Consider the following 22,581-nt stretch of genomic DNA (forward strand, 5'->3'; position numbering starts at 1 on the left):
TTGAACCCCCTAAAGTTTCAATAAGCCAGCCAGGATGACGGCAGGAATCGAGATGTATGCGAGCATGAGAACGGCAGAGATCACCTTGCCGCCGGTGCCGAAGGCCGGGATGGTCTTCTCGTTGTTCCAACCCATGGTCTGCAGGAAGCTCGGGATGCCGTGGGAAAGGTGGAGGAACAGCATGATCATGGCGAAGACGTAAGCCAGGGCGATGAGACCGTTGCCGAAGCTGGTGACGACCATCCTGAATACGTCCGGACGGTTTGCGGAGTCGAGGCCGATGACGACGTCGGGGGTGCCATGGACGGTGAATTGGAGCAGGTGGTACACGATGAAGGCCAGAACGAGCAGACCGGTCCAGATCATGTTCTCGGAGGCGAAGCTCGCCTTGAGGTTTTTCTTCACCGCGTAGGCGCCGGGGTTGGCAGCCTTGTTCTCCAGGGTCAGCATTACGCCGTAGCAGATGTGAACGGCGATGGCTGCGCCCATGAAGAGGCGGAAGGCCCAGACGAGCGGCGGCAGGCTATGCAGGTGCTCAGCATAGGCGTTGATGCCGTTGGGGCCGAAGAAGATGGTGGAGTTGCCGATCAGATGGATCAGGATGAAGAGGATCAGGAGCTGACCCGTGATGGACATCAGGATCTTTCTTCCCACAGAGCTAGTTAAGATTCGCATGTTTTTTTGTCCCTTTGCCTTTTTATCTATTGAATCAGATGGTGGAAATGCTTGCGTACACCGGAGGAGTACAAGTCCCGAAGACCCGATGACGGGGCGGACTCGCGGCTTCCGCTTCAGGGGATGGAGGACCTCGCCACGGGATCAGTGTCTGCATAGCTTTTCTCCTTTTATTAAATTCACATGAGCATCTGCGGATGGTATCTATAGCACAAAAATCGGCGGGTTGATAGACGCGCATATTAAATGCCGTTATACGAAAATGCAACAGTTTTTTGTATACAGCATACAATTAATGGTTCAAGCAAGTTAGCCACCTCTAAATCACACTAACCATGTTTTGAAATTCCGCTTACGCGGCGTTGCTGTTGCTTTTTACACCCCTCTCTGCTAATTAGGATAACGGTCCGCAGTAAAACACAATAAGCAATGGAAGGTTCATGATTTACAAACTACTGAAGAAAGACAAAAGGTCCGCCGCGCGCCGGGGCGTAGTAAAAACCGCACATGGCGAGATCCAGACTCCTATATTCATGCCGGTGGCAACCCACGCCGCCATGAAGGCGATGACGCCCGCCCAGGTCAAAGAGACCGGCGCGCAGATCATCCTCTCCAACACCTACCATCTGCATCTGCACCCGGGCGAGGCACTGGTGGAGAAGGCGGGAGGGCTGCACAAGTTCATGTGCTGGGACGGCCCGATCCTCACCGACTCCGGCGGTTTCCAGGTCTTCTCCCTGCCGAAGAAACGGATTACCGAGGAGGGTGTCTTCTTCCGTCACGAGGACACCGGCGAGGAGATCTTCCTCGACCCGGCCAAGGCGGTCGCCATCCAGGAGGCGCTCGGCGCCGACATCATCATGAACTTCGACGAGTGCATCCCCTACCCCTGCGACAAGGCTTACGCGGAGCGCTCCACCGAGAAGACCATCCGCTGGGCGAAGCAGTGCCGCGACGCGCACAAACGCGAGAACCAGTACCTCTTCGGCATCGTGCAGGGAAGCGTCTTCGAGGACCTCAGAAAGCGCTGCGCCAAGGCGCTCGTGAAGATGGACTTCCCCGGCTACGCCATTGGCGGGGTTTCCGTCGGCGAAGGGCTCGAACTTTTGAAGCAGGTGGTCGGCTACACGGCGCCGCATCTTCCCGAGGACAAGCCGCGCTACCTCATGGGCGTTGGCCTTCCCGAGGACATCCTCGAGAGCGTCGAACGCGGCGTGGACATGTTCGACTGCGTCATCCCGACACGCTACGCGAGGAGTGCCACCCTCTTCACCAACCGCGGCCGCATCAGGCTCACGAACAAGAACTACCGGCGCGACTTCTACCCGGTCGAACCGAACTGCACCTGCTACACCTGCCGCAACTTCACCAGGGCCTACCTGCACCACCTGTTCACCTCGAACGAGGTGCTCTCGGCGATCCTTGCGAGCATCCACAACGTGCACTTCTACCTGAACATGATGTCCGAGATCCGGACCGCGATCGAGGAGGACCGCTTCGTCGAGTACAAGCAGCAGTTCCTCGCCGCCTACATGAAAGGTAAATAGGAGGCCGCCATGAAAAGGTGCCTACTCGTAGCGGTTATGGCGACCGCGCTAGCCGCCGGCTGTTCCAGGCACGAGGAGACGCAGGCTACGCAGCAGAAGAAGTCCCCGGCACAGCTGGAACTTTACGGGGAGGAACTCTTCAACGAGCGCTGCCGGGACTGCCACATGGTCGGAGACAAGGGGGGAGCGGTCGGCCCCGTGCTCACTCACGTGGGGAGCGCGCGCGACCGCCGCTTTCTGGAACGGGTGATCCGGGAGCCGGCTAAGGTTTATCCCGGCACCACCATGCCCCCCTACGACACCTTCTCGAAGAAACAGATCGATTCGCTGGTCGACTACCTGAGCGGGCTCAAGTAGTTCCAGACTCCCCCTCCCCTGCCCTCCCCCGCCGGGGGAGGGAATAATTCCTTCCGGAGAACCATCCATGTCCACCGAAACCACTCAAGACCGCTTCGACCGACTCATGACCATCATGCGCAGGCTGCGCGCACCGGGAGGATGCCCCTGGGACGCCGAACAGACCCACGATTCCCTGAAGCGCTACCTCCTGGAGGAGTCCTACGAGGTGATCGAGGCGATCGACGCCAAGGACGACGCGCTTTTGAAGGAGGAACTGGGGGACCTGATCCTGCAGCCGGTCTTCCACGCTGCGGTCGCCGAGGAGCGCGGCGCCTTCACCATGGACGAGGTGCTCGACGCCATCAACGAGAAGCTGGTGCGCCGCCACCCCCACGTCTTCGGTGACCAGGTGATCGAAAGCAGCGCGGCGCAGGTGGAGAACTGGGAGAAGATCAAGAAGGGGGAAAAGGGGGACGAGCGGAAATCGGCCCTTTCCGGCATCCCGCCGCACCTCCCTGCGCTCATGAAGGCGCAGAAGATCACGGAAAAGGCGGCGCGGGTCGGTTTCGACTGGGAGCACACGGACCAGGTCTTCGCCAAGGTAATGGAGGAACTGCACGAATTCCAGGAGGCGATGGCCGCCGGGGATCAGCAGGAGATGGAATCGGAGCTGGGCGACCTCCTCTTCGCCATCGTGAACCTGGGGAGGTTCCTCGCCATCGACCCGGAGGAAGCCCTCAGAAAGACCATCCAGCGTTTCACCCGGCGTTTCAGCCACATCGAGGACACCCTGCACGGCAGGGGGGAACGGCTGCAGGACACGAGCCTCGAGGAGATGGACCGGCTCTGGGAAGAGGCCAAGAAAATGGAGAAACGTTGAATCTAGTTAATCTTTTTGAAGGACCAGAGAATTATCCACACATTTTGTGGAAAAGGTGTGGATAACGGTGTTGACAATTTTAGAAACCTACGCCTTTTAAGCACTTTCCGCGTTCTGCATAAATATTGGCCACGCTGATATTCAAACGAAAAAACAGCTACTTACAAATTTCTGTATACATTTGAGGATTATTACCCCCAACAAAATTAGGTCCACCTAATTAGGCTTAAAGCTACAGTGGAAATCCTGTGCATAAGTGTAGGAAATCTACCGAATCACGCCCCCTCCCGCCGCGACATTTACCCCTTCCATCATGAGAAGCTCACGCTTGGAGTCGATCCCTCCCGGGGCGGTGAATCCGGTCATGACTCCGCTCGCCCCGACCACTCGATGGCAGGGGATGATGATCGGCAGCCGGTTCCTCGCCATGGCGCCGCCGATGGCCCGCGCCCCCCTCGGTGTTCCGCAGGCGCCGGCCACCTCTCCGTAGCTTTGCACCGTTCCGTACGGTATCGCTGCGACCACCCGGTAGACCTCCTGCTGAAAAGGGGTGAAGCAGGTCAGGTCCAGTGGGAGGTCGAAATCAATCTGCTCGCCGCGGAAGTAGCGCTCAAGGAGTACGGCCGCTGCGCGGGTCAGATCGCTCCCCTCTTTCGCCAGCGGATGTGACATGGAGGCGGCTTCAAGCGCATCGGCGCGAGTCTTCAGGCCGTAGGGAAGATGATGGGCCAAAAGCCCCTCCCTGCTTGCCGCGACAAGGCCGAAACTTGCGGTGCTCTCGTAAATGCTCCAGGCGGTGGCTGCTGCTTCCTGTTTCATAGTTCGACTCCATAAAAAAACGCGCAAGATCCGTGACATGCCACAAAGAACAAGGGAGACGATACCATTTCGTCCCCCTTTCTTTCCAGCGGAATCTGCACGTTCCTGCGCGTTCGGTTCCGGCCAGGCCCCGGTCTATCTTCTAAGCAGCTTTTTCCTCACCAGGGCGACCACGTCCCGCGCCTCGTCGCAACGCAAGAGGTGCGAAGCGGCAAGAAAGATCACGATTCCCGCCAGCACCCCTCCCCCGAGCACGCCCCCCTTTAAGAGGCGCCTGCCGGTCGTGGACCAGTCGATTAGCCCCATGATCCAGTACACCGCAACGGCCATCGGCACCGAAGCGGCGATCCCTTTCAGGGCGGACACGGTGATCGCCCTCCCCCCGAAGCGCCCGATCTTTTTCCTCAAGAACCACAGGAGCAGCAGCATGTTGCCTAGTGCCGAGAGAGAAGAGGCGAGCGCAAGTCCCCCGTGCAGCATAGGCCCCATCAGCAGGAGGCTGAAGAGGAAGTTGAGCAGGAAGGCGATAAAGGCGGAGGTAACCGGTGTTTTCGTATCCTTCAGAGCGTAGAAGGCCGGGACCAGCACGCGCACGAGCGCGACGAAGGTAAGGCCGATCGAGTAGTACAGCAGGGCGACGCCGCACTTCTGCGCCTTGGCGTAGTCGAAGGCCCCGCCCATGAAGAGGAGCGAGAAGATGGGGGTGGCACAGAACATGAGCCCGACCATGGCCGGGATGGTGATGAAGAGGGTAAGCCTCACCCCGTAATTGAGCGACTCCTTGAGGGCGTCCATATCCCCCACCGCCGCCTGCCGGCTCATCGAGGGAAGCACCGCCTGGGCCACAGACACCGTGAAGATCCCCTGGGGGAACTCGAAGAGCCGCTGGGCGTAATAAAGGTAGGAGACGCTACCTTCCGGGAGCAGCGACGCGAGGATGGAGCCGACGGTGATGTTGAGGTAGTAGACGCCGACGCCGAACACCGACGGTCCCATGAGGAGCGTGATTCGTTTCAACGCGGGGTGGTTCAGGTTGAAGTTCGGGCGGATCGGGAACCCCATCCGGTAGAGCACGGGCAGTTGCAGCGTAAGTTGCAAAACTCCGCCGATGAGGACGCCGACGGCAAGCGCCACGATGGGGACCCGGAAGCGGTCGTGCAGCAGCAGGGCCGAGAGGATCATCGAGATGTTCAGGAACACCGTGGAAATGGCCGGGGTGAAGAAGTGACGCAGCGTGTTCAGGATCCCCATGCAGAGCGCAACCAGACTCACGAAGAAGATGTACGGGAACATGAGGCGGTTCAGCAGGATGGTGACCGAGAGTTTCTCGGGGTTGCCGGAGAAACCGGGGAACATCAGGTGCACGAGCTGCGGCGAGAAGATGATGCCGAGGACGGTGACGGCCGCCATCACGATGGTGAGCGCGGTGAAGCAGACATTCGCGAGCGCCCGGGTCTCTTCCTCACCTTTCGTGGTATGCCACTCGGAGAAGGTGGGGACGAAGGCCGAGGTGAGCGCACCTTCGGCGAAGAAGCGGCGCAGCATGTTGGGGATCTGGAACGCGGCGAAGAAGGCGTCCGTGTAGAGGCCTGCGCCGAACAGGCGGGAGACCACCATGTCGCGAACCATCCCCATGATGCGAGACAGCATGGTGGCGGCGCCCAAAACGCCGGCGGCGCGGGCTATGTTCTTCTTTTCAGACAAAATCCCTCCAAAAAATCAAAAGCATCAAGACTCAACGCAAAGACGCGGAGCCGCAAAGACGCGAAGAAAACCTGAAATCAGGGTGAAAGGCATAATCCGGAGGACGCTGAGCGTTCCGGACTTGTTGCGTCACACGCTGATGCACGAGAACAGGTTTGAAGCCTTTCTTAGCGTCTCCGCGTCTTTGCGTCTTTGCGTTAAAGCATTTCTTCTTCCACCCGCCGGAAGTATTCCTCCCGGCAGAAGTTCTCCACGTCGACCATGGAGGCGAAGGCCTCGCCAAACCCTTCGCGCCCGAGCGTGAAGACGCCGTGCCCGTAGACGATGGCGGACCCGCTCGCTCCGATCACCGGAGGAACGCGCTTTGCCAGCCCCCCGGCGCCGATCTCACCGGCGACGACCGGCGTTCCGCCCAGGTCGCGCACGTGCGGGCAGTCCTTCCAGCAGTCCTTGATGCTGCACTCCTTCTTCCGGTCGCACAGCATGCTCATCACCACGGCGAATTTCGGGTGGCCGTGCAGGATCACCCGCGAACCGGTCTGTTCGTAGATCTTACGGTGCGCCAGAAGTTCGCTGGAAGCGGTGATCCCAGTGGTCGAGGAGTTGTCGGCGGGAACCGGATCGATGCACCCTTTCAGCTCGTCGAGGCTCGCGGCGGTCTGCGATATGTAGATGAGCTCTCCCGCGACGGCCGAGATGTTGCCGAAGAAGGAGTCGACGAGGCCGCGTTCCACGGTGTAGCGCCCCACCCGCTCGATCTCGGCAAGAATCGCTTCTTTATCCCCAGGCAATGACGGGACGAAATCAAGTCCTGTCGCCGAGAGCGGCCTCAACCAATGGCTGCGGAATTCCTCGAACGCCTCCCGCTCGCCCGGCAGCTTAAAGCCGTCGGCCAGCACGTCCTGCAGGTATTTGACGAAGGTGGAATGGAACACCGAGGAGTAGTTGATGAAGGCCTGCTCCACGGTGATGGCGCCGACGGCCACGATCCCCACCCCTTCCACGATCACCCCTTTCCGGTTGCCGAGCAGCTTGGCAAGGACGGGGGAGGGGTCGCCGGAAAGGTCCTTTTGACGCAGGAAGGGGATGTCGTGCAGGAAGGTCCGCGTCTCGGTGTCCTGCGGCACGATGCACTCCTCCTGTTCATCAGCGCGTGCGATGAGGAAGTCGGCAAAGGGGAGCGAGGGACGCGCGGCGACGAGCGCCAGGGAGTTCAGGCGCGAGAGCGTGTTGCCCGCAAGTTCGGCGAGCCCCTGCGCGCCTGCCGTGATGAGGACGTCGTCCTGCGCGGCGAAGGCGATGCCGTCGGGGCAGGCGGAACGGTCGGCTAGGAGTTTTTCCGTGTATTTATCGATCTGGTCTCGCATGTCTCACTTCGCTCCCGGGTTAGGGCAGCTCCTCCAGGATGTTGCGGCCGCCGAAGCCGCCGTTCTCGTCGAGACCGCGGATCCGGTAGTACTTCTGCAGCTCCTCCGAGAAGCGCTCCCGGTCCACGGGGGGGACGTCGATCCCTTCGCCGCCGCTCCCCGGCTCGGTGAAGAAGCGCTCCGGCAGGGTGTCGTCCTTGCGGGAAAAACCGTTCTCGCAGTTGTAGAACCGCTCGGTCAGGTAGATGCGCTCTCCGATTGCCTTGAGCGCTTCCGGGCCGTACTCCACGCCGGTCACCGCGGTCAACAGCTCCCCGTACTCCTCCAGCGTCGCGCCGAAGAAGGCGAACTTGCAGGCGACGAGGGAGTCGACCGCTGCGTTCACGTCCTCTGCGATCTTGATGATGCGAGCCTTGCCCGAGAAGGAGAAGCGATCGGTGGGGACCGGCTTTCTCAGGATCTCGTGCGAGATGGGGTAGGCGCGCAGGTGACAGCCGCCGCGGTTCGAGGTCACATAAGCGAGCGCCATGCCGTAGGCGCCGCGCGGGTCGTAGGCGGGAAGCTCAAGAGATTTAACCGACATGGAGACCTCGGAGTGCCCGAGATGCTCGGCAAGGCGGCGCGAACCGAGGCTCAGGAGCTCTCCGTCCCCACTGCGGTGGGCGATGTCGGCGAGAAGACTCGCTACCTCCGATGCGTCCGGGAAGCGTCCCCGCGCCTCGCCGAAAGCGGAAAGCGTTGCCGCCGCAGAGATGGTGTCCATGCCGAGTTCGTTGCAAAGCGAGTTCGCCCTCACGATGGCGTGCAGGTCCGAGATGCCGTTCAGGGCGCCGAAGTGGTTCACCGTCTCGTACTCGGGGAGCGCCTCCCCTTGCGCGCTCGCCTTCTTGCACTGGATCGGGCAGCCGTAGCACCCTTCTTTCTTGGCGCCGCACTCCCTCTTTATCGCCGGGCCGGAATAGTTTCCAGAGTCGGCGAAAAAGGTGGCGCGGAAGTTCTCGGTGGGGGCCATGCGACGCTGTGCCATCAGGTCGACCAGTGCGGGCGTGCCGTACTCGGAGATGCCTAGTTCGCCGAAGATGACTGGGGAGGCGCGGAAGAGGCGCATGACATCGGCGCGGGCGGCGTCGAAGCGTTCCCGGTCCGCAACCGGCGTCGTCCCCTCTCCCTGCACCGTGATCGCTTTGAGTCTTTTGCCCCCCATGACGGCGCCGAGCCCGCCGCGGCCGATCGAGTTCCCCTCCCCCATCATGATGTTGGCGTAGAGGACACCGTTTTCGCCGGCGGGGCCGATGGCGGTTACCGAGCCGCGCTCTTTCAGAGAGGCCACGGTCTCCTTCACCCCTTTTCCCCAAAGGGACCCGGCGGGGAGGAGTTCGGCGCGTGCGCCGTCGATGGCGAGAACTGCGGGTTGGGCGCTTTGACCGGTGATGAAGATAGCATCGAGGCCGGCGGCCTTTAAGCGCCAGGCGAAGCGACCTCCGGCCGAGCAGTCGTAAATCGTGCCGGTGAGCGGTGAGCGGGAGACGCAGGCAAGGCGGGCAGCGGTGGGGGAGTTGGTGCCGCAAAGAGGGCCGACCGCGAAGATGATCGGCATATCCGGGTCGAAAGGATCGAGGCGGAAGAAGTCGCGCATGAGGCGGACGCCCAAGCCCCGTCCCCCGAGGTAGGCGTGAAGGATTTCAGTGGGGATCTCCCTGCGCTCGCAGGTACCGCGGGTAAGATCAACGTGCAGCAACTTTCCGGTCCAGCCCATAAAAACCTCATAAACCCGTTCAGCGTTCAGCGTTCAGCGTTCAACGTTCGACAACGGTTCCGTGTCATCGGCCTGCAACGGTACGGCATCTTGTCGCGTCGTAACACTCAGGAAGCATGATGATGCTGGAATTAGAGGAGGAACTCTCTTGAACGTTGAACGCCGAACGTTGAACGTTCTAAAGCAGTTCCACCTTCCCCTGCCGCTCGAGTTCCTCAACCACCTTCTTCACGTCCTGGGCGGCATCCTTCGCGCAGACAAGAAGCGCATCCGGGGTATCGACCACGATCAGATCGCTTACCCCGACGAGCGCCACCACCTTGCCGCCGCCATAGGCGAGACAATCCCTGGCCCCCACCGATACCGCTCCGCTCGCGTTGATCACCACGTGCCCCGCGGTATCGGCGTCCATCACCTCAGGGAGCGCACTCCAGGATCCGACATCACTCCAGCCGAACGACGCCGGTATCACCTGCACGTCCTTCGCCTTCTCCATGACCCCGAAATCGATGGACTCACCCTTGATGGCGCCGTAGATCTCGCCAATCTGGGGTTTGAGATCCGCGATCTCCCATACGTGGGACTCGAAGGTGAGCCGTGCCAGCGCCTGAGCGAGCTCCGGCATGTGCCGCCCGATCTCGTCCAAAATGGCACAGGCACCCCAGACGAACATGCCGCTGTTCCAGTAGAAACGCCCGCTCGCCAGAAACTCCATGGCCCGCTCGAGATTGGGCTTCTCCACGAAGCGCTCGACGGCAGCGGCACCGGAACCTCCCGCGACGGCGGCCTGGATGTAGCCGTAGCCGGTCTCGGGGCGCGTCGGCGTGATCCCGAGCGTCACCAGGGCGCCGCTCACCGCGACGGAACGTGCGGTAATAAGCGTGGCCCGGAAGGTCTCCTCGTCAACGATGTAGTGATCGGCCGGCAGCACCGCCATGATCCCGTCGGGATCGAAGCGGGCGATGATCGAGGCGGCAAGGCCGATGGCAGGCGCCGTGTTGCGGCCTACCGGCTCCTCGATCACGTCGACCGGGACGTCTTTTATGTACGTCAACTGGTTCCTGGTCTCCGCCGCCTGCAGGGCATTGGTGACCACCAGTATCCGCTTCGGATCAAGCGGCAGGACCCGCTCCACGGTCCTCTGCAACATGGACTTGCCGCCGAAAACCGACATGAGCTGCTTCGGCGTGCTCTTGCGGGACAGGGGCCAGAACCTGGTCCCGGATCCACCGGCGAGAATGACTATGTACATGGTTTCCTCCATGAACGGCGTTGTCAGGATGAGCGCCTGCCGCGTCCGGCCTTGGCCACGAGGGCCGCGGGGAGAAAGGCGCAGAGACTCAGCATCGCCCCCATCTTCGCAGATGAGGCCAGCTCTTGATCAGCGAAGGCCTCTCCGGCGACGAAGAGGGCAACGGTGAAGCCGATGCCGGCGGTGAGGCTGGTCGCAACGAGTTCGCGCACCCCGACGCCTATGGGAAGCGGGAAGCCCAGTTTAGTACCTAAAAGACCGAAGCCGGTGATGCCGACCATCTTGCCGGCGATCAGGGAGGCGAGCACAAGCCAGGTGGCGGTACCGACCGCTCCGAAGGTCACGCCAGCGTTCACCAGACCGAAGACGAAGAGCCCCAGGTCGACGAAAAGCTTCCAGTCGTGCTCGAACCGGGAAAGCGGGGTGAGGTCCTCGGGATCGATGTCGAACATGTGGCGCTTTTCCATGGGGGGATGGGGCAGAAACGGCACCACCAAGGTCAGCGCCAGCGCCGGGTGCAGATGGGCAAGATGCAGGCCGAACCAGCTCAGCGTGCCGCCGAGAATGAGATAGGGCCAGTAGTTCGCCACCTTGAAACGGCGCAGCAAAAAGCAGACGGCAAGCGCCGCGCCGCAAAGCAAAAGCCAAACCGGCTGCACGGGGGCAAGGGGATCGCCGTAGAAAAGGGCGATGATGATGAGCCCCACCGCGTCGTCGGCTATCGCCAGCAAAAGCAAAAATGCGATGGCCGGATGCCCTTTGCCGAAGATGAAGCGCGCCGCAAGCCAGGCAAGCGCGATATCGGTTGCGGTCGGGATGCCCCATCCACGGGCGAGCGACGGTGCTCCGATCCAGGCGTTGAGGAGGAGATAGAGCACAACCGGCCCCAGTATCCCCCCTACCGTGGCAAGCAGCGGATTCACCGCACGCTTCAAGGGGTACAGGTCACCGCCGGGCAGACAGCTCTGGGTGATCTCGACGGCGGCGATGCCGAAGAAAAACGCCATGAACAGGTCGTTGGTGACGAAGTGAACAGAAAGACCCGCAAGAAGCGGGTCATGCAGGAAGTGGTGGTACTGCTGCGGGGCGAGGTTGGCCCAGGCGAGCGCGGCGATGACGCCGGCAGCCAGTGGGACCGAGAACTCCCGCAGCAGGCTTAGCTGCTTTTTCATCTATACGACAGGCTCCACGCCGGCCCCGACGCCGTCGGCCTCGGACTCATGATCCACGCGGTGGTAGTCGTCCTGGAAGCGGACGATATCGTCCTCGCCCAGGTACTCGCCGCTTTGCACCTCGATGATCACCAGGGGGATGACGCCCGGGTTCTCCAGACGATGCGTCGAGCCGATGGGGATGAAGGTGGATTCGTTGATGTTGATGATCTTGACGGTCTCACCGCAGGTGACCCGTGCCGTCCCGGAAACGACGATCCAGTGCTCGCTTCTGTGGTGGTGCATCTGCAGCGACAGCCTCTGCCCCGGCATCACCTCGATGCGCTTTATCTTGTAGCTGCCGTTTTCTTCAAGTACGGTGTATGTCCCCCAGGGACGCTCTCCGCGTTCCATGACGGCCTCCGTTTGCTCTTGTTTCATGGTTATTTTTCCTCCCTGAGCTCCAGATAGCGCCTGAGCGCCTCCTGCCAGGGCTGCGGTGTGAAGCCGGTATCCCGGGAGAGCTTGCCGCAGTCCAGGGTTGAATAGAGAGGGCGCGGCGCCGGCCGGCCGAGCTCTTCTGTGGTCATGGCGAGAACCGTGACGTCAAGGCCCGCAAGGCGGAAGATCTCCTTGGCGAAACCGTTCCAGGAGACGAATCCCGCGTTGGCGGCATGGTAGGTCCCCTCGCACCCCTTCTCCAGGAGGGCCTTGATGGCCAGGGCGAGGTCGCCGGTCCAGGTCGGGGAGCCGATCTGGTCGTCCACCACGGAGATCTCCTTTTTGTCCTTGGCGAGCCTAAGCATGGTCTCTACGAAGTTCTTCCCGCCGTGCCCGTAGAGCCACTGGGTGCGTACGATCAGGTGGTTCGGGTTGAACCAGGCGTTCATCTCGCCGGCGAGCTTCGATTCGCCGTACACGCTCAAAGGCGACGCCAGGTCGTCCTCGAGGTAGGGGGTACCCTTATTGCCGTCGAAGATGTAGTCGGTGCTCACCTGCACGAGTTTCGCGCCGATCTCCTTGCTGATCATGGCAAGGTGTGCCACCCCCTCGCCGTTCACCTGCATGGCGCGTTCGGCGTTGTCCTGGCAGCCGTCCACGTCGGTGTAGGCTGCGGCGTTAATCACCACGGAAGGCTTGATGGTGGTGAGGACGCGTTGCACCGAGGCAAGGTCGGTGATGTCGATGTCGTCGATGTCGACGCCGCGCGCGCGGTCACCGTAAAGCGCCATCAGCTCCTGTCCCAACATCCCTTTGCTGCCGACTACCAGAATCATCTGTCCTCCAGGAAACGTTCAACGTTCAGCGTTCAGCGTTCGACAAAGTGCCTCTGCCACGCGCGGCGGCGCCGTGGCGGCACCGGAAATTAAAACAAGGCTAGATTCTAGCCGAGAACGGGCAGCTTGGAAACCGCCCCGTACTTTTTCGTCACTACACAATCCGACAGTGCCTTACCGGCCGCCACAGATGCAGCGGCAATACTCAGTTCACATTCCGTTGAACGTTGAACGTTGAACGTTGAACGTCCGTTAAAGCCGTTAAGCCTGGCCGTACTGCATCTCGTAGTACTCGCGGTAGGCGCCGGAGGCGACTTCCTCGACCCACGCCTGGTTCGCCAGATACCAGTCGATGGTCTCGGCGATGCCGCGCTCGAAGGTGTAACCGGGCTCCCACCCGAGGTCACGCTTCAATTTCGAGGCGTCGATGGCGTAACGCCGGTCATGCCCCTTGCGGTCCTTCACGAAGGTGATCAGCCCGCGACTCTCACCGGACGCACGCCCGAGCCGCTCATCCATCAGATCGCAGACGAGCTTCACGATGTCGATGTTCTTCCACTCGTTGTTCCCGCCTACGTTGAAGATCTCGCCCGGCTTCCCGCTCTTCAGCACACGCTCGATCGCCGCGGAGTGGTCCTTCACGTGCAGCCAGTCGCGCACGTTCAGGCCGTCGCCATAAACCGGCAGAGAGCGCCGCTTCAGGATGTTGTGGATCATCAGCGGGATGAGCTTCTCAGGGAAATGGTAGGGGCCGTAGTTGTTGGAGCAACGGGTATTAAGGGTCGGCAGACCGAAGGTCTCGAAATACGCCCGCACCAGGAGATCCGCCCCGGCCTTGCTGGCGGAGTACGGGGAGTTGGGGGCAAGCGGAGTCTCCTCCGTGAAGTACCCTTCGGAACCAAGGCTGCCGTATACCTCGTCCGTGGAGACCTGCAGGAAGCGGAACGCAGGGAGACTCTCGGCGTGTTTGCGGCTCGCCTCGAGAAGGGTCTGCGTCCCGAGAACGTTGGTCCTCACGAATATGTCAGGACCGGTGATGGAGCGGTCGACGTGCGACTCGGCGGCAAAGTGCGCGACGGCGTCTATCTTCTCCTCTTCCAGAAGCCGCGCCACCAGGGAGGCGTCGCAGATGTCCCCTTTCACGAAACGGTACTGCGGGTTCGCCTCGACCGCGGTGAGGTTCTTGAGGTTCCCGGCATAGGTCAAAAGGTCGAGGTTGACGACCCGGCAGCCGGGATTGCCGGCCATGAAGTGATTGATGAAATTGGAACCAATGAAACCCGCTCCTCCGGTAACCAAAAGTGAGGTGGGGGTGAATGCATCCTTCATGTGAACCTCCAGACCAGGATCTGCCGCTGTCCTTAGCGCGGTGTTCCGGCTTTAGTAGCGGCTCCTCTTAGATACACCGGTGAAAAGAATAATGTCAACTTCTTACGGCTTCGCCGGGCGACCACGGCAATCGGCTACATGGTCCGCATCGGCCCCAGCGATCCCAGGCCGGCCAGCGAGAAGTTTACCGTGAACTGCTGCTCGCCGGTCACCTGGTGACTCCGCACCCGGTCGGAATAGGCCAGAACCACGCTCCAGCACTGCTGCCGGTATTCCAGGGCGTAGCGGGAGCCCAGGAAGGCGCCCCTGTCAAAGGAGTAACGCCCCTCCAGGTCTGCGGTGAACCGGGTCCCGAGCGGGAAGACCAGACCGGCGTCCAGGTAGTCCAGCTCGCCCCTACTGTGGCGATAGGTCAGCCGGGCCAGGTCCTTCTTCCCCTCCCCCTTGTACTCGAGCCCGATGTTGGCGGTGGAGAGGTCGTTGCCCTCCATGTTGTAGCGCCCGTCCAGGAGCAGGGAAAGGTTCTGCATCGGGGTGACCACGCTCTCAAGCATCAGGTCGGTTAGCTTGTTCCCCTCGTCGACCAGCGTGAGGAGGTCGCGGCGCTCACCCGAGAACTGGTACCCTTGGGTCAGCTTCAGGTACATGATGTCGCGGTACTCGTCCGGCAGCCCCTCCCTGACGAACTTCCTTGTGAAGGTGTTTGATAGGGAAAGGTAGGCGATGCTCTGCCCCAAGACGCGGTCGTCGTAGTCGAAGAGGGGGAGATTCTGATCGGCGCGCCGCTCCACGAAAGCGTATTGGAGCTCGGGAACCAGCAGGTGGCGCGTCGTTCCGTCGTAGATCCTCTCCAGGGGAAGCGACAACGTGGCCCCGCCGTCGGCCTGCCCGATCTGGCGCCACCCGGGGTCGGGGCTGTCGCCGCGTGCGTTGTACAGGCGCTGCTGGAACCCTCCGTACAGCGAGAAGTCGAGCGCGTCCCCCGGCTTAGCGTAGTAGGAAAGCCGCGGGTGCACGACGAGGCGCTGTCCGGTTGCCCCGATGTCGCGGATGAAATTGGAGACGCTCGAGTCCATGGAGAAAAGAAGCGGACCGATCTTGTCCCCTGCGGCGATGAAGCTCAGTCTCGGCAAGCGCTGCAGCGTCGCGTCGTTGGTGGGAGCCTCGAGGTCCTGCGCATAACGCAGGTCACCGCTCAAACCGTAGCGGTCCCAGCGCCGGTCGAAAGAGACGGTCGATTCGAGGAGCTGGCGGTTGTATTCGCCGGAAAACTCGCCGTAATCAAGGTAGTAGCGGCGGTCCGAGATCATGTGGATGGTGGAGGCAACGGTCAGGTCCGGCGTGAGGATCTCCAGGTGTCTTTGCTGCACCTCGCCGCGGAACCCGCTCTCATTGGTGTCGTAGATACCGAAGGCATGCAGGTACCCCTGACTGCCGTGCGGCCGCAGGTAGCGGTATTCGACGCCGCTCCCCACGCCGCGGGAGGTCTCGATGTCGAGGTTGAAGGTCGCCTCCTGGCTCTGGTTTATGGCCCAGTAGTACGGCTGGTCGATGTAGAAGCCCCGTTTCGACGAGAAGCCGAGCTTCGGTATCATAAGACCCGACTGCCGATCGGTGTTGGCCGGGAAGACGAGGTACGGGGTGTAGAACAACGGGATGTCGCCGACGTAGAATACCGCGTGTTTCGCCGTCGCGTATTCATCCAGGGTGAGATCAACCCGGCTCGCCTCGAAATGCCAGCTCGGGCGGTCGCCGTCGCAGGTGGTGAAGGTCCCCCGCTCCACCCGGTAGTCGGCATCCCCGGTCTTCATAAGCCGGTCGGCACGCAGGCGGAAATTGGATTTTTTCACGAAGAGCTCGCCGCTCAAAAGCTCCCCGTGCTGGGTGACCAGGTCCAAAAGGAGCTTCCTGCCGTTCATGGTATCGCCGCCGCGCTCGAGTCGGACGTTCCCCTCGGCAACCGCATCGCCGGTCAACCTGTGATAGATGACGCTGTCGGCGAGAAGGGATGCACCCTCCTGGGTGATGAGCACGTTCCCCTCGGCGTGGTAGCTGTCGGTTGGGGTGTCCACCGACAGGTGGTCCGCCTTGATGGTCGCCTCCTTGTTGGGGATGGCCATCTCGCCCCGGGCAATCCCGGCGGAGAAAAGAAGGTATGTTAGGAGCCAGAAGGCTCTTGCAGGTTTCATCGCACTCCGGTTCGGGCGGGACTTCCCGCCGTGCAGTGTGCCGTCCGGTTTCATCCCCGGAACGGCTCGAAGGTCTCGGATTTCAGGTGGCCCCTCGCCTCACCCACGGTGAAGAGGGAACCGCACACCACGATCAGGTCGTCGTCAGCGGCCACGTTTCTCGCAAGCTGGACCCCTTCGCCGACGCTTCCGGCCGCCATGGCCTCGACCCCGGCCCCGAGACAGTAGCCGGCAAGTTCCACGGCGGGCAGAGCGCGATCGATGGCCGGCGTCACCGCGAAGACCCGCTCGGCAAGCGGCAAAAGCGGAGAGAGGATGCCGGAAAGCTCCTTGTCGGCCATCACGCCGATGACAAGGAACAGACGCCCGCGCGGGATGTCATCGAGCGCCTCGGCAAGGGCCCGGGCACCGGCCGGGTTGTGTGCCCCGTCGAGCAGCACGCGGGGGGCGTCGCCGAAGAGCTCCATCCGTCCGGGCCAGCGGGCGTTGGCCACCCCGGCGGCCATCGCCTGAGGCGTTATCGGAAAGCCGATCGCCCCGAGGATCTCCGCGCAGGCGAGCGCGAGGGCCGCGTTGCCGCTTTGATAGCGCCCCAAAAGGCCGCATTGCAGCCCGTCCAGGGTGAGCGAGACGCCCCGGTAATACAGGGAGCGGTCCATCCAGAAGGCGTCGAAGGCTTCACCCTGTCGGTAAAGCGGTGCGGCGAGACGGTCCGCGTTGTGCTCGATGATGAACTGCGCCTCGGGGAGCTGGCGCGCCGTCACCACAGGGGCGCCGGGCTTGCAGATCCCGGCCTTCTCCGCGGCGATCTCCTCGACGGTGCTGCCGAGATAATCGGTGTGCTCGATGGAGATCGGCGCGATGGCGCAAAGGATACCGTTGAGTGCGTTGGTGGCGTCGAGGCGTCCTCCCATCCCCGCCTCGAAGATGGCGATGTCCACCCCGCTCTCGGCAAAATAGAGGGCTGCCAAAGCGGTGACGATCTCGAAGAAGGTGCTCTCTTTCGGGGCGGCGGCAAGCACCAGGGCCGCCAGCCGCGCCACGTCATCCTCCTCGATTTCAGCGCCGTTCACCTTCATGCGCTCGGTGAAGGATATCAGATGCGGCGAGGTGAAAAGTCCGGTTCTGTAGCCGCCGGCGCCGAGGATGGAGGCGAGGAAGGAAGAGGTCGACCCCTTGCCGTTGGTGCCGACAACGTGGACCGTCTTGAAGGTGTCCTGCGGATTGCCCAGTGCGGCAAGAAGCGGGACGATCCTGTCGAGCCCCGGCTTGATGCCGAAGCGTCCCAGGGCGTAGATGTGCTCGAGGGTCTCCGCGTAGGTCATGACAGGGCGGGATTATAGGTAAAGAGCATGAAAAAGTCCATATCAATCGGGGTCTGGAAGGGGCTCAGGCCTCGGGCCAGGCAAGACGCAGACCGAGGGCCATCAGGATGCAGCCGGCCACCTGTCCGATCCGGTTTCCGGCGCCCGCGCTGCGGTTCAGCCAGCGCCCGATCTCCCCGGAGAGAAGTGCCACAAGGCCAAAGCCGAGCATGGTCAGCATGACGAAGGTGCTGCCGAGAACGAGCATCTGCATGGGAACGCCGCCGCGCGAGCGCTCGACGAACTGAGGGAAGAAGGCGAGAAAGAAGAGCGCCACCTTCGGGTTCATGATGTTGGCGAGGATGCTTTGACGAAAGATCTCCCGGCACGCCAGTTCCCCCGCCGCCCCCTCCGCGACGATGGACGCCTTGCTGCGGAGCATCTTGTAGCCGATGTACATCAGGTAAGCGGCACCGGCGTACCTCACGCAGGCGAAGGCGGTCGCCGAAGAGGTGATCAGGGCGGAGAGGCCGACGATGGCGAAGAAGGTGTGCGCGAAGTTGCCGAGCGCGAACCCTGCCGCCGCCGCGAGGCCGGCCTTTCTCCCCTGCGCAACGCCGCGCGTCATCACGTAGATGATGTCGGGGCCGGGGGTGAAGATGAGGAGCGTGGAGGCGACGGCGAACAGGGCCAACTGGGTGAGGGAAACCATGGCGACTCCCGGCGAGGCTCGAGGTTTGGAGGCTCAAAAAAGAGAAAGGTTAAGGTTTGGAGCTTCCCTCCTCTGCCTTAACCTCTCTGATACCTCGACCTCGACCTGCTTTTTTAGTTTCTGTAGAGCATCTTCAGGATGCTGGAGAGCTGTGCTTTCATCTTGCTCCGCTCCACGATGACGTCGACCATGCCGTGGTCAAGCAGGTACTCGGAGCGCTGGAAGCCCTGCGGGAGCTTCTGGCGGATGGTCTGCTCGATGACGCGGGGTCCTGCGAAACCGATGAGCGCCTTCGGCTCGGCCATGTTGATGTCGCCCAGCATCGCGAAGCTCGCGGTGACGCCGCCGGTGGTCGGGTCGGTCAGGATGGAGACGAAGGGAAGCCCTGCTTCACGGAGCTTGGCAAGGGCCGCGGAGGTCTTCGCCATCTGCATGAGGGAGAGGATGCTCTCCTGCATCCTGGCGCCGCCGGAGGCGGAGACGATGATGCAGGGGGTGCGCTCGGCAAGGGCGCGCTCGATGCCGCGGGTGATCTTCTCGCCCACGACGCTCCCCATGGAGCCCCCCATGAAGGAGAAGTCGAAGACGCACAGCTGCACAGGGGTCCCCTCGATCTTGCCCGAGCCGCAGACGATGGCGTCCTTGCTCCCTTTCTTGGCCAAGGCCTGGTCGATGCGCTCCTGGTAGCTCTTGCTGTCCTTGAACTCGAGGAAATCGACCGACACGATACCGGCGTCGAACTCGACGAAGGTCCCCTCGTCGATGAGGAGCTCGATCCTCCTCTTCGTGGAGACGCGGTAGTGGTGGCCGCACTTCGGGCAGACGTTCAGGTTGCTCTCGATGTCCTTCGTATAGATGGTCTCTGCGCAGCTAACGCACTTCGTCCAAAGCCCTTCCGGCACCTTCACCTTGTGCTCCGGCCCTCTTGCTTTAGGCGGATTGTCTCTTTTGAACCAAGCCATATGTGCCCTCTCGTGGGATAGTCCCCAGCTGTTTTATTTAGTCGTAAATCAGCGCTGTTTCTTAGCAGATCGCTTCATGCATGTCAAACAAAACGGTGCACCTTGCGCGCCAACATACCGAAATTACGTGATTATCCTGCGGACGATTGCCGCACCCCTTGTTTTAGAGCGCCGACGAAGGAGGAGAGTTCCCGCAACAGTTCCGCCCCCTGGTATTTCTCGAAATACTTCACCAGGGCGCTTCCCACCACCACGCCGTCGGCGACCTGCGCAACCTGCCTGGCCTGCTCCGGCGTGGAAATGCCGAAGCCGACCACGAGCGGCAGGCTGAGCGCGTCCCGCACAGAGGTGACGCGTTCGGCGAGGGTGTCGGCCACCGCACTTCTCGCGCCGGTCACGCCGGTCACCGAGACGTAGTAGATGAAGCCGCTTCCCTGGCGCGCAACCGACGCGACGCGCTCGGCGTCCGAGGTCGGCGTCAGAAGGAAGATGAGGTCGAGGCCGCAACGGTCGGTGTGCTCCTTGAGCTCGGGCGCCTCTTCCGGGGGAAGGTCAACGACGAGGAGCGCGTCCACACCCGCCTTGGCGGCATCGCAGGCGAAGCGCTCGGCTCCGTAGGTGAAGATCGGGTTGAAGTACCCCATGAGGACGATGGGGATCTGGGTTTTTACGCGCAGGCGCGCGACCAGTTCGAGAATCCCCGGGAGCGTGGTCCCGGAGGCAAGGGCCCGGTCCGACGAAAGCTGGATGGTCGGCCCGTCCGCCATCGGATCGGAGAACGGGACGCCGAGCTCGATCAGGTCGGCCCCGGCCTTCTCCAGTTCCAGCACCGCCTGTTCGGTGGTGGCGAGGTCCGGGTCGCCGGCGGTGATGAATGTCACCAGCCCCTTTTCCCCTTTTGCTTTGAGTGCTGCGAATCTATCGGCAATCCTGCCCATGGCAACTCCTTAAAACCTGAAAGACGTTCAACGTTCGACGTTCCAGGTTATGTTCTGCGTTAAAGGGTCTTCCGCCTGGCTGCGGCAGTCCTCCCCTTATAACAAAAAAAGTCCCCCTCGGGGAGAGGGGGATTTGATCGGTACGGCTAAAGTGGGCGCCGAAGGCGTCCCTAGATCTTGAATGCTTCCATCTCCTGCTTCAGCATCTCGGTCTGGCGGAAGAGCTTGTAGACCGCCTCGTCCATGACGCGGGTCGACTCGAGGTTCACCTCGGTCGCCTGCTGGATATCCTCGACGGACATGACGATCTGCTCGGAGCCGCGGGACTGCTCGTCGCAGGCGCGCTTTATGTGACGGATCATCTCGGTGATGCTCTCGGTGGACTGGGCGATCAGGTTCCCCACCTTGTTCTGCTCGCGGGTGGAGGAGAGCACCTGGGAGGTCAGGCTCTTCATGTTCTCGACGGCTGCCATGATGAGCTCGCTCCCCTGCCCCTGCTCGCGGGTCGCCTTGGCGATCTGGGACACCATCTCGGAGACCTGTTCCATCGCCTCGCGGATCATCTGGCTCCCTTTGGCCTGCTCGACGGTGGTGCGGGCGATCTCGGTCACCTGCGCGGTCGCTTCGGTGACCCCCACCACGATCTTCGTGAGCGCCTCACCGGATTTCTGCGAGAGGAGCTCGCCTTCGGCGATGGAGCGCTCTGACTGATCGATCGCCTCCACCGCGCGCTGGGTCTCGTCCTGCACCGCCCGGATCACCTGTGAAATCTCCCTGGTGGAGCTGGAGGTCCTCTCGGAAAGCTCCTTGATCTCGTCGGCTACGACCGCGAAACCCTTGCCGTGCTCACCCGCCTGGGCCGCGATGATGGCAGCGTTCAGGGCCAAAAGGTTCGTCTGCTCGGCGACCTCGTCGATGACGGAGAGGATGTCGCCGATGTCGGTGGCGCGCTCGGAGAGGGTCGCGATGACCTCGCTCGTGATCTGCGAGGCGTGCTTGATCTCCTGCATGCCGTTGATCACCGCCTCAACCGCCTCGCGGCCGGTCTCCGCGTCGACGCGGACCGCCTTGGAAATGGCCGCGGTCTCGTTGGCGTTGCGCTCGACCTGCTTGATGGAGCTGTCCATCTCCATGACCGAGGATGCCGTCGCGGTGGATACCTCCATGAGGCTCACCACGCCGTTACCCACCTGCTTGATGGAAGCGCCCATCTCGACGATGGAGGAGCTGACCTCGTTCACCGAGAGTGCCAGGTTCTCCATGTTCTGTACGACCTCCTCGACGCTCGAGGCCATCTCGAGGATGGAGGAGGAGCTTTCCGAGGCGGAAATGGAGAGGGAATCGACCCCCTGGCCCACCCCTTTCACGGAGGTGTTGATCTGCACGATGGCGGCCGAGGTCTTGGAGACGCTCTCCGCCTGCGTCTTCGCCGACTGCACCACGGTGTGGGAGGCCTTGGCCATGGTGTCGGAGATGACCGCGAGTTCGCTCGAGGAGCGGGAGACCTTGCCGATCATCCCGGAGAGCCTGCCGACCATCTCGTTGAAATCGCTGCCGAGCTTGCCGATCTCGTCCTGATTCCCGGCCTCGATCACGGCGGTGAGATCACCCTCGGCGCCGCGGTTCACTGCGGAGGCCATCGTCCTCACGCGGGAGACGATGTTGCGGGTGATGAGGAGCCCGAGAAGAACGGCCAGGGCCACGGCGACCACGATGACCGCCGCGAAGGTGAAGCCCGCCGAGCGCTGGATCTCGGTCACCTGCTTGTTCGCCGCGGTCATCCGGTTGCCGACCTCGACGAGGATGTCGTCCAGATCCTCCTTCGCCTTATCGTTGGCGGCGGCGATCTCCTCGTTGGCGAGCTTGTTGAGACGCGCATCGGCAAGGGCATCCTTGGCCGCCTGGCTGATCACCCCCGGGGGAACGTTCTTCAAAAGCGCCTGTTTGCGCGCGACCAGTTCGTCAGCGACCTTCTCGAACTCGGCCCAGCTCGCCAGGAACTGCCGGGTGCGCTTCTCGACCACGCTCCCCTTCTCCGCCGGGAGCATGCCGAGCTTCTTGTTCCCCTCGAGGATGATCTGGGCCTGACTCAGCAGGGTGTCCCGCTTCATCTGGTAGTCGTCGATGTACTCCTGCAGCTTCTCCGGGTCGTTGTGAACCAGGGCCGCCTGCATGAGGCTCACGTGGCAGTACTTCTGGGTCACCCCCATGAGGAGTACCAGTTTCTGCTGCTTTGAGAGCTGCTCGAGGATGTTCTGGATCTGGCCGCCGACCCGCTTGATGTTGAGGGCACCGAAACCGCCGGTGAAGGCGACCAGAACGGCCATGATCAGGAACGACCCGATCAGGCGGCTGCGCAGGGTCAGGTCTTTCATCTTGG

19 protein-coding genes are annotated in these 22,581 nt (G+C 62.1%); 3 read left to right on the top strand and 16 right to left on the bottom strand.

Going from position 1 to position 22,581, the window contains the following annotated elements:
* Nucleotides 1-9 precede the first annotated feature (9 nt).
* Nucleotides 10-675, bottom strand: coding sequence for a succinate dehydrogenase cytochrome b subunit (locus tag E8L22_RS00455; RefSeq protein WP_136523337.1), 666 nt, complete (start codon nucleotides 673-675; stop codon nucleotides 10-12).
* A gap of 440 nt (nucleotides 676-1,115) precedes the next feature.
* Here E8L22_RS00455 and tgt point away from each other — a divergent pair, with 440 nt between their 5' ends.
* The 3 genes from tgt to mazG all read left to right on the top strand — a co-directional run bounded on the left by tgt (nucleotide 1,116) and on the right by mazG (nucleotide 3,441).
* Nucleotides 1,116-2,222 carry a tRNA guanosine(34) transglycosylase Tgt gene (gene tgt, locus E8L22_RS00460; protein WP_136523338.1) on the top strand — a complete coding sequence of 369 codons (1,107 nt, stop codon included), beginning with the start codon at nucleotides 1,116-1,118 and terminating at the stop codon, nucleotides 2,220-2,222.
* A gap of 9 nt (nucleotides 2,223-2,231) precedes the next feature.
* Nucleotides 2,232-2,579: a c-type cytochrome gene (locus E8L22_RS00465; protein ID WP_136523339.1), complete on the top strand. Its 348-nt coding sequence runs from the start codon at nucleotides 2,232-2,234 to the stop codon at nucleotides 2,577-2,579.
* A 67-nt stretch (nucleotides 2,580-2,646) separates the two neighbouring features.
* Nucleotides 2,647-3,441, top strand: a complete 795-nt coding sequence (mazG, locus tag E8L22_RS00470; protein WP_136523340.1) for a nucleoside triphosphate pyrophosphohydrolase — start codon at nucleotides 2,647-2,649, stop codon at nucleotides 3,439-3,441.
* Nucleotides 3,442-3,708: 267 nt separating this feature from the next.
* On the opposite strand, the gene E8L22_RS00475 is transcribed toward mazG, so the two are convergent.
* The 15 genes from E8L22_RS00475 to E8L22_RS00545 form a co-directional block, all read right to left on the bottom strand.
* Complete coding sequence (locus tag E8L22_RS00475) at nucleotides 3,709-4,260, bottom strand: methylated-DNA--[protein]-cysteine S-methyltransferase (RefSeq protein ID WP_136523341.1); 552 nt, start codon at nucleotides 4,258-4,260, stop codon at nucleotides 3,709-3,711.
* A 135-nt stretch (nucleotides 4,261-4,395) separates the two neighbouring features.
* Nucleotides 4,396-5,964, bottom strand: coding sequence for a murein biosynthesis integral membrane protein MurJ (gene murJ, locus E8L22_RS00480; protein ID WP_136523342.1), 1,569 nt, complete (start codon nucleotides 5,962-5,964; stop codon nucleotides 4,396-4,398).
* 197 nt (nucleotides 5,965-6,161) lie between these two features.
* Nucleotides 6,162-7,331, bottom strand: a complete 1,170-nt coding sequence (locus tag E8L22_RS00485) for a class II aldolase/adducin family protein (RefSeq protein ID WP_136523343.1) — start codon at nucleotides 7,329-7,331, stop codon at nucleotides 6,162-6,164.
* A 19-nt stretch (nucleotides 7,332-7,350) separates the two neighbouring features.
* Nucleotides 7,351-9,087, bottom strand: coding sequence for an aldehyde ferredoxin oxidoreductase family protein (locus E8L22_RS00490; RefSeq protein ID WP_136523344.1), 1,737 nt, complete (start codon nucleotides 9,085-9,087; stop codon nucleotides 7,351-7,353).
* 178 nt (nucleotides 9,088-9,265) lie between these two features.
* A complete protein-coding gene (locus E8L22_RS00495) occupies nucleotides 9,266-10,339 on the bottom strand; it encodes a mannose-1-phosphate guanylyltransferase (RefSeq protein WP_136523345.1) in 1,074 nt (357 codons plus the stop codon).
* A 23-nt stretch (nucleotides 10,340-10,362) separates the two neighbouring features.
* Nucleotides 10,363-11,511 carry a Na+/H+ antiporter NhaA gene (locus E8L22_RS00500; RefSeq protein WP_136523346.1) on the bottom strand — a complete coding sequence of 383 codons (1,149 nt, stop codon included), beginning with the start codon at nucleotides 11,509-11,511 and terminating at the stop codon, nucleotides 10,363-10,365.
* Nucleotides 11,512-11,904, bottom strand: a complete 393-nt coding sequence (locus E8L22_RS00505) for a cupin domain-containing protein (RefSeq protein ID WP_246044477.1) — start codon at nucleotides 11,902-11,904, stop codon at nucleotides 11,512-11,514.
* A 29-nt stretch (nucleotides 11,905-11,933) separates the two neighbouring features.
* On the bottom strand, nucleotides 11,934-12,767 hold the full coding sequence (rfbD, locus tag E8L22_RS00510; RefSeq protein WP_136523348.1) for a dTDP-4-dehydrorhamnose reductase: 834 nt from the start codon (nucleotides 12,765-12,767) through the stop codon (nucleotides 11,934-11,936).
* A gap of 261 nt (nucleotides 12,768-13,028) precedes the next feature.
* A complete protein-coding gene (rfbB, locus tag E8L22_RS00515; RefSeq protein ID WP_136523349.1) occupies nucleotides 13,029-14,096 on the bottom strand; it encodes a dTDP-glucose 4,6-dehydratase in 1,068 nt (355 codons plus the stop codon).
* Between the two features lie 134 nt (nucleotides 14,097-14,230).
* A complete protein-coding gene (locus tag E8L22_RS00520; RefSeq protein ID WP_136523350.1) occupies nucleotides 14,231-16,285 on the bottom strand; it encodes an LPS-assembly protein LptD in 2,055 nt (684 codons plus the stop codon).
* Nucleotides 16,286-16,335: 50 nt separating this feature from the next.
* Nucleotides 16,336-17,610: a bifunctional folylpolyglutamate synthase/dihydrofolate synthase gene (locus E8L22_RS00525; protein WP_136523351.1), complete on the bottom strand. Its 1,275-nt coding sequence runs from the start codon at nucleotides 17,608-17,610 to the stop codon at nucleotides 16,336-16,338.
* Nucleotides 17,611-17,674: 64 nt separating this feature from the next.
* Nucleotides 17,675-18,301 carry a LysE family translocator gene (locus tag E8L22_RS00530; protein WP_136523352.1) on the bottom strand — a complete coding sequence of 209 codons (627 nt, stop codon included), beginning with the start codon at nucleotides 18,299-18,301 and terminating at the stop codon, nucleotides 17,675-17,677.
* Between the two features lie 113 nt (nucleotides 18,302-18,414).
* A complete protein-coding gene (accD, locus tag E8L22_RS00535; RefSeq protein ID WP_136523353.1) occupies nucleotides 18,415-19,263 on the bottom strand; it encodes an acetyl-CoA carboxylase, carboxyltransferase subunit beta in 849 nt (282 codons plus the stop codon).
* A gap of 131 nt (nucleotides 19,264-19,394) precedes the next feature.
* On the bottom strand, nucleotides 19,395-20,201 hold the full coding sequence (trpA, locus tag E8L22_RS00540; protein WP_136523354.1) for a tryptophan synthase subunit alpha: 807 nt from the start codon (nucleotides 20,199-20,201) through the stop codon (nucleotides 19,395-19,397).
* Nucleotides 20,202-20,371: 170 nt separating this feature from the next.
* A complete protein-coding gene (locus E8L22_RS00545; RefSeq protein ID WP_136523355.1) occupies nucleotides 20,372-22,576 on the bottom strand; it encodes a methyl-accepting chemotaxis protein in 2,205 nt (734 codons plus the stop codon).
* Nucleotides 22,577-22,581 lie beyond the last annotated feature (5 nt).

This window comes from Geomonas ferrireducens, assembly GCF_004917065.1.
GTDB classification, from domain to species: domain Bacteria; phylum Desulfobacterota; class Desulfuromonadia; order Geobacterales; family Geobacteraceae; genus Geomonas; species Geomonas ferrireducens.

What these genes read in the sequence shown, in the direction of transcription:
- E8L22_RS00495 (WP_136523345.1), bottom strand. Translation starts at nt 10,339, where the DNA reads ATGTACATAGTCATTCTCGCCGGTGGATCCGGGACCAGGTTCTGGCCC.
- E8L22_RS00500 (WP_136523346.1), bottom strand. Translation starts at nt 11,511, where the DNA reads ATGAAAAAGCAGCTAAGCCTGCTGCGGGAGTTCTCGGTCCCACTGGCT.
- E8L22_RS00455 (WP_136523337.1), bottom strand. Translation starts at nt 675, where the DNA reads ATGCGAATCTTAACTAGCTCTGTGGGAAGAAAGATCCTGATGTCCATC.
- E8L22_RS00520 (WP_136523350.1), bottom strand. Translation starts at nt 16,285, where the DNA reads ATGAAACCTGCAAGAGCCTTCTGGCTCCTAACATACCTTCTTTTCTCC.
- E8L22_RS00465 (WP_136523339.1), top strand. Translation starts at nt 2,232, where the DNA reads ATGAAAAGGTGCCTACTCGTAGCGGTTATGGCGACCGCGCTAGCCGCC.
- accD (WP_136523353.1), bottom strand. Translation starts at nt 19,263, where the DNA reads ATGGCTTGGTTCAAAAGAGACAATCCGCCTAAAGCAAGAGGGCCGGAG.
- tgt (WP_136523338.1), top strand. Translation starts at nt 1,116, where the DNA reads ATGATTTACAAACTACTGAAGAAAGACAAAAGGTCCGCCGCGCGCCGG.
- E8L22_RS00475 (WP_136523341.1), bottom strand. Translation starts at nt 4,260, where the DNA reads ATGAAACAGGAAGCAGCAGCCACCGCCTGGAGCATTTACGAGAGCACC.
- rfbB (WP_136523349.1), bottom strand. Translation starts at nt 14,096, where the DNA reads ATGAAGGATGCATTCACCCCCACCTCACTTTTGGTTACCGGAGGAGCG.
- E8L22_RS00490 (WP_136523344.1), bottom strand. Translation starts at nt 9,087, where the DNA reads ATGGGCTGGACCGGAAAGTTGCTGCACGTTGATCTTACCCGCGGTACC.
- E8L22_RS00505 (WP_246044477.1), bottom strand. Translation starts at nt 11,904, where the DNA reads ATGGAACGCGGAGAGCGTCCCTGGGGGACATACACCGTACTTGAAGAA.
- mazG (WP_136523340.1), top strand. Translation starts at nt 2,647, where the DNA reads ATGTCCACCGAAACCACTCAAGACCGCTTCGACCGACTCATGACCATC.
- E8L22_RS00530 (WP_136523352.1), bottom strand. Translation starts at nt 18,301, where the DNA reads ATGGTTTCCCTCACCCAGTTGGCCCTGTTCGCCGTCGCCTCCACGCTC.
- E8L22_RS00525 (WP_136523351.1), bottom strand. Translation starts at nt 17,610, where the DNA reads ATGACCTACGCGGAGACCCTCGAGCACATCTACGCCCTGGGACGCTTC.
- rfbD (WP_136523348.1), bottom strand. Translation starts at nt 12,767, where the DNA reads ATGATTCTGGTAGTCGGCAGCAAAGGGATGTTGGGACAGGAGCTGATG.
- trpA (WP_136523354.1), bottom strand. Translation starts at nt 20,201, where the DNA reads ATGGGCAGGATTGCCGATAGATTCGCAGCACTCAAAGCAAAAGGGGAA.
- E8L22_RS00545 (WP_136523355.1), bottom strand. Translation starts at nt 22,576, where the DNA reads ATGAAAGACCTGACCCTGCGCAGCCGCCTGATCGGGTCGTTCCTGATC.
- E8L22_RS00485 (WP_136523343.1), bottom strand. Translation starts at nt 7,331, where the DNA reads ATGCGAGACCAGATCGATAAATACACGGAAAAACTCCTAGCCGACCGT.